We start from the raw sequence: 6,121 nt of genomic DNA on the forward strand, positions 1-6,121 counted from the left end.
TTATAATTGGTAGAATTTTTGTGGAAATAATTCTCTTAATATATTAAAATAACATCGTATTATGTCAGATTTTAATTAGGGGAGAGAAATTTTATGTTGAAAAAAATCATTCCAGTTGCTTTAGCATTAAGTACAGTTACTTTTACTAGTGTATTTGCTATGCCTTCAGCCCAAGCAAGTACAGAACCAAACCGCTACATAGATGTACAAATGCTCGGTATTAACGATTTTCATGGGCAACTAGACACTGTAAAAAAAATTAACAATAAAGATGCAGGGGGAATTGAGTACTTAGGGGCTTATTTACGTGATCGTGAAAAACAAAATCCAAATACATTAAAGGTACATGCTGGAGATGTTGTTGGAGCAAGTACTCCTGTTTCAGCATTATTACAAGACGAACCTACAATTGAATTTCTAAATGATTTGAAATTCGATGTTGGAACGATAGGAAATCATGAATTTGATGAAGGTGTTAAAGAAATGAACCGCCTTATTTATGGTGGATACCATGAGAAAACAGGAAATTTTAAAGGAGCAAAATTCCCATATGTTGCTGCAAATTTCTATAATAAATCCACCGGTCGTTTATTTTTACCACCATTCACTATAAAAAAGGTACAAGGAGTTCCTGTTGGATTTATCGGAGTCGTAACAACGGATGTTCCTAACCTTGTTATGCCTACTATGCTAAAGAATGTAGAAATTACAGATGAAGTTGAAGCTATTAACAAATCCGTAAAGCAATTAAAAAAACTAGGCGTTAAATCTATCGTTGTTCTTGCACATAACGGAGGTATAACAGATGGGAACGGCGTAACAAATGGTGATATTGTCCGATTAGCAAATGAGACTGATCCAGAAGTCGATGTTATTTTTGGTGGCCATAGCCACACTTATGTAAATGGAACTGTTAATAATAAACTTGTCGTACAAGCAAATTCATATGGTATGGCTTTTGCTGATGTTGATGTAAAGATTGATCGTAAAACACAAGATATTGTTGAGAAAAAAGCAGAAATTGTTACAACTTATCATGAAGGCATAGAGCCTGATAAAAAAATAAAGAAGAAGATGGAGAAATATCAAGCAAAAATCGCACCTCTTGTTAATGAAGTTGTAGGTAAGTCTATTGCGCCACTAGATCGCAAACTCAATACGGCTGGTGAATCTACTCTTGGAAATTTAGTTGCTGATGCCCAGCGTACAACAATGCAATCCCAAATTGCACTTATGAATCCTGGTGGTATTCGTAATGACTTAGATGCTGGTGATATTACATGGGGAGAGATATATGGTATTCAACCATTCGGAAATCAATTAATAAAAGTAAATTTAACAGGTCAAGACATTCGTGATATTTTAAATCAACAATGGCAAAAAGACATAACAAGAATGCTTCAAATTTCAGGCATCCAATACACTTGGGATGCGAACAAGCCCAATGGAGAAAAAGTAACAAGTATTCGCTTAACAAATGGAGAAGAAATTATTCCTTCTAAAACTTACAGCGTCGTTGCTAACGCATTTTTAGCTTCAGGGGGAGATGGATTTGTATCTTTTAAAAACGGTAAAGATGCTGAAACAGGACCAACTGATTTTGAAGCATTAGTAGATTATATAAAAAAATCAAAAGAACCAATTCAGTCTGTTATTGATGGAAGAATTCAAAAGATAAATTAGTTTTTTATTAATCTCAAAAACAACTAGATTACCTGTGCGCTATACTCTTTAGTGTGCAGGTAATCTATTTTTTTGATTTGAAATAGTCTAACTGTGGCCAATCGGTATACCGTCTAGATGCAGAGTGCCGAAAAAAATGAAGTGAACAAAAAATAACCCCTAAATTAACTCTATGATAAAGAGACTACAAACAATCAAAATTTGGAACTTTATATTAACCATATATTAACTACGTTAATAATACATACTGAAATTGAATACTTTAGATAACATCATTTATAACGGATATCTGTACATTATAATGTTATGCAATGAGGAATTTACAATACAATGAATTGAAGCTTATTTAGTTTTATATTCGTATAAGTGAATTAAGAATTTCTTAAGAACCTATTAAGAAATAAGTGAGTTTTAGGAACTAGAATAAATGTATCTTAACAGTAATAAGAAAATGAATGTTTTAAACGGAAGTTGGCAGAGTATGTCAAAAAGCTATAAGTAAATATTTCAGGAGGTTTTTTATGAAAAAGAAAATAATTATTGCAATTGTTGCTTCTGCTATAACAATGACTCATTTTGTAGGAAATACTTATGCAGATTCGAAAACAGAGGTTTCTGTTACAGCTCCCTATAATACAAATCAAATAGCGAAATGGTTAGAAGCACATGCAAAGCCTTTAAAAACAACTAATCCAACTGCATCTCTTAATGATTTGAAACCACTTAAGGATATGGTAGGTTCAGCTTCAATTGTAGGTTTAGGTGAAGCTACGCATGGGGCTCATGAAGTTTTTACGATGAAACACCGCATTGTTAAGTATTTAGTATCTGAAAAGGGCTTTACCAATCTAGTTTTAGAAGAGGGATGGGACAGGGCCTTGGAACTTGATCGATATGTTCTTACTGGTAAGGGAAACCCAAACCAACATCTAACACCTGTATTTAAGACGAAAGAAATGCTAGATTTACTTGATTGGATTCGGCAATATAATGCTAATCCAAAACATAAATCGAAAGTACGTGTCATCGGGATGGACATTCAATCAGTAAACGAAAATGTTTATAATAATATAATAGAATATATTAAAGCGAACAATTCAAAACTGTTGCCTAGAGTAGAAGAGAAGATAAAAGGGCTTATTCCTGTAACAAAGGATATGAATACTTTTGAAAGCCTTACGAAAGAAGAAAAAGAAAAGTATGTTTTAGATGCTAAACAAATTAGTGCTTTATTAGAGGAAAATAAAAGTCATTTAAATGGGAAATCTAAAGAGTTCGTATGGATAAAGCAAAATGCTCGTATTATTGAACAGTTTACTACAATGTTAGCGACACCTCCTGATAAACCAGCGGATTTTTATTTGAAACATGATATTGCATTGTATGAAAATGCGAAGTGGACTGAAGAACATTTAGGAAAAACCATTGTATGGGGACATAATGGACACGTTTCGAAAACAAATATGCTTTCTTTTATATACCCTAAAGTAGCAGGGCAGCATTTAGCAGAATATTACGGAAAACGGTACGTATCTATTGGAACGTCAGTTTATGAAGGACAATACAATGTGAAGAATAGCAATGGTGAATTTGGCCCCTATGGAACATTAAAATCGGATGATCCAAACAGTTATAACTACATTTTTGGACAGGTCAAAAAAGGTCAATTTTTTATTGATTTACGTAAGGCGAACGGCGTGACAAAAACTTGGTTAAACGAACAACATCCAATTTTCGCTGGAATAACTACCGAAGGGCCTGATATACCAAAAACTGTTGATATATCATTAGGTAAAGCGTTTGATATACTTGTTCAAATTCAAAAAGTGAGTCCATCTCAAGTACATCAATAAATTTAGAATCATGTGCCGTAATGACAAATTTCATAGTGTGTCATATAACACAATGAAATTTGTTTTATATAACAAGAAGAATAATCGCATTAGAAAAAATCAGCAGTTTAACCTGTTAAGAGTAAAACGAATCTTACAATATGTAAAGCGCAAAAACACTGAAGCGAAAAGCATCGGTGTTTTTTGCGCTTTCGGGCACAGATGCTACTTCAATCCTATTGTAGAAGTGATTTTGTATGTAAGGAATTTGTAAGGAATAGGTAAGAAAAAAGAGATTTTCATTGTGTAGGATAAAAATATAAGGAGGCATGAAGGGGGGAACAAGTACGGCCTACATATAAAACAAATAATCAGTAACAAGAGTGTTTTAAGGAAAAGAAGTAATTTCTATGGTTAATATGTATGTGGAAAAAGAGTGATTTAGAGATTGTTAGAACACAATGGTGTTTGTGAAAATAATGATTAGTACGTTGATTGCAAATTCAGTGTTGACTTTTATCATTGGGAGAGTTGATAGCTGTGTGATTAGTATATGAGACAGCTATCAGCCATCAATACAATTTAAATAGAAAAGAGGAATTTTTTATGAAAACACGCAGTAAAATTACATGTGCAAGTCTAGCACTTTTAATAGGTGGAAGTTCCCTGTTATACATAACACCAACATCAGTTGTAAAAGCAGAATCTACGCAAAATGTATCTAGTTCGTTACAAACAAGTACGCAAAGCGATCGTACTTCCGTTAAGAAAGCAATGCGAGATGAACTGCAACTTGGATACCCGGGAATACTCGCTAAAATTTCTAAGGGGGGTAAAACTTGGAGTTATACAGCTGGGGTAGCGGATCTGAAAACTAAGAAACCAATGAAAGCAGATTTTCGCTTTCGCATTGGCAGTGTGACGAAAACGTTCATTGCAACAGTTCTACTTCAATTATCTGGAGAGAACCGTTTGAATCTAGACGACTCCATTGAAAAATGGTTACCTGGTGTTATTCAAGGAAATGGATATGATGGTAACCAGATTACGATCCGGCAAATATTGAATCATACAAGTGGTATTGCTGACTATATAAATTCAAAAGACTTTGATATTACGGATATAAAAAAATCGTATACGGCTGAAGAATTTGTAAAGATGGGGATTTCACTTCCCCCAGACTTTGCCCCAGGAAAGGGTTGGTCTTATTCAAATACAGGATATGTAATACTAGGAATCCTTATTGAAAAAGTAACAGGAAACAGCTATGCGGAAGAGGTTGAAAATCGGATTATTGAACCGCTTGATTTGTCAAATACATTTCTACCTGGTAATTCAAGCGTGATTCCAGGCACCAAGCATGCCCGTGGCTATTTGCAACTAGACGGAGCGAGTGAGCTAAAAGATGTTACTTATATTAACCCAGGTAGCTCGGATGGAGATGTGATTTCTACTGCTGACGACTTAAACAAATTCTTCTCTTGCTTACTAGGTGGCAAATTACTGAAGGAACAGCAGTTAAAACAAATGCTTACTACAGTTCCTACAAATAGAGAGGGAACCGGATATGGTCTTGGAATACTTGAAATTAAGCTTCCGAACGGTGTCTCGGTATGGGGACACAGGGGGGCCGTTCCAGGGTTTTCCACTTTTGCTGGTGGAACACTTGGAGGTAAACATACACTCGCTATCAATTCGAACAGTTTAAACCTTAATAACCCAGAAGTTTTTAAAAACATTTTACTTGCTGAATTTAGCAAGTAGGAAAAACGGATAAATTTTGTCATTTGTAATTTCTATCGGAATGGATTACCGCTTGAAAGAGTATAGAGGGATTAAGTATCTATAATTGTGTAGGAGCAGCATTTGCAAAATTAGAAATTGAACTAGATTCAACCATCAAAGATAATATTAGCGGGAAAAAAATGAGGGACATTAAGGATTTTGTGAAGAAGACTTCAAAAATGAACTGAAATCTAATAAACAACGTAAAAGCTAAAAGATTTTCACTGTGAGAACATCTCAAAATATTAAATTGATGGTAACTTTGTTGTAGCTCTTTAAACATACCTATATTAAAACCCAAATTTCTCAATTTAATGCTGAGAAATTTGGGTTTTTCTAAAGGAATCAATTTTTTAAAAAATTTTTAGAAATTTAAAGATAAAGTATTGTATACATGTAAGTATGATTAAAAATGCAAAGTTGTAAATGCTAAATTTAATTAAATACGCCTTACTCTCTTTAACATTGGCCTGAATGAATAGTTTATAGGAGATTACACTGGCTAAAGATGCGATAATTGTTCCAAGCCCTCCAATATTTACTCCTAGTAATAAAGCTTTCCAATCAGAAGTAAAGTTTGATAGAAGAATTGAAGTAGGAAAATTGCTAATCAATTGACTCAAAAATATGGAACTAAAGAAGACTGAAGTATCTCCTCTTAAATTAGCACGAGCAAATGTCCCCAGTGCATCGGAATGGGAAATGTTTCCGATAAAAATAAAAAAACAGACAAAGGTTATTAGAAGAAAGTAATCGATCTTAAATAGTAAGTTTCTATCTAACGTAAATGCTGCTATCAGTGTGACTATTAGCGCAATGTA

General features: G+C 33.8%; 3 protein-coding genes and 2 pseudogenes. 4 read left to right on the plus strand and 1 reads right to left on the minus strand.

All coding sequences use genetic code 11. The features are described 5' to 3' along the window. Positions 1-93 precede the first annotated feature (93 nt). From ACQGS6_RS21420 to ACQGS6_RS21435, 4 genes and pseudogenes are all read left to right on the plus strand, one after another. Positions 94-1,683, plus strand: coding sequence for a bifunctional metallophosphatase/5'-nucleotidase (locus ACQGS6_RS21420; RefSeq protein ID WP_025966711.1), 1,590 nt, complete (start codon positions 94-96; stop codon positions 1,681-1,683). Between the two features lie 521 nt (positions 1,684-2,204). Beyond that, positions 2,205-3,536, plus strand: coding sequence for an erythromycin esterase family protein (locus ACQGS6_RS21425; RefSeq protein ID WP_025966712.1), 1,332 nt, complete (start codon positions 2,205-2,207; stop codon positions 3,534-3,536). 585 nt (positions 3,537-4,121) lie between these two features. Beyond that, the gene (locus tag ACQGS6_RS21430; RefSeq protein ID WP_000857810.1) at positions 4,122-5,279 is read left to right on the plus strand and encodes a serine hydrolase domain-containing protein; all 1,158 of its coding nucleotides are present in this window, start codon (positions 4,122-4,124) and stop codon (positions 5,277-5,279) included. 110 nt (positions 5,280-5,389) lie between these two features. Next, positions 5,390-5,488: pseudogene (locus ACQGS6_RS21435) on the plus strand (cytochrome P450); the annotation flags it as partial. Positions 5,489-5,653: 165 nt separating this feature from the next. Here the strand turns inward: ACQGS6_RS21435 and ACQGS6_RS21440 are convergent. Further along, a pseudogene (locus ACQGS6_RS21440) lies at positions 5,654-6,121 on the minus strand (anion transporter); the annotation flags it as partial.

It is taken from the genome of Bacillus sp. GMs2/2, from assembly GCF_050172095.1.
In the GTDB taxonomy this organism is placed as follows: Bacteria; Bacillota; Bacilli; order Bacillales; family Bacillaceae_G; genus Bacillus_A; species Bacillus_A cereus.

Bases quoted from the DNA above. Each gene is read 5' to 3' on its own strand.
- ACQGS6_RS21420 (WP_025966711.1), top strand. From the start codon at position 94: ATGTTGAAAAAAATCATTCCAGTTGCTTTAGCATTAAGTACAGTTACT.
- ACQGS6_RS21425 (WP_025966712.1), top strand. From the start codon at position 2,205: ATGAAAAAGAAAATAATTATTGCAATTGTTGCTTCTGCTATAACAATG.
- ACQGS6_RS21430 (WP_000857810.1), top strand. From the start codon at position 4,122: ATGAAAACACGCAGTAAAATTACATGTGCAAGTCTAGCACTTTTAATA.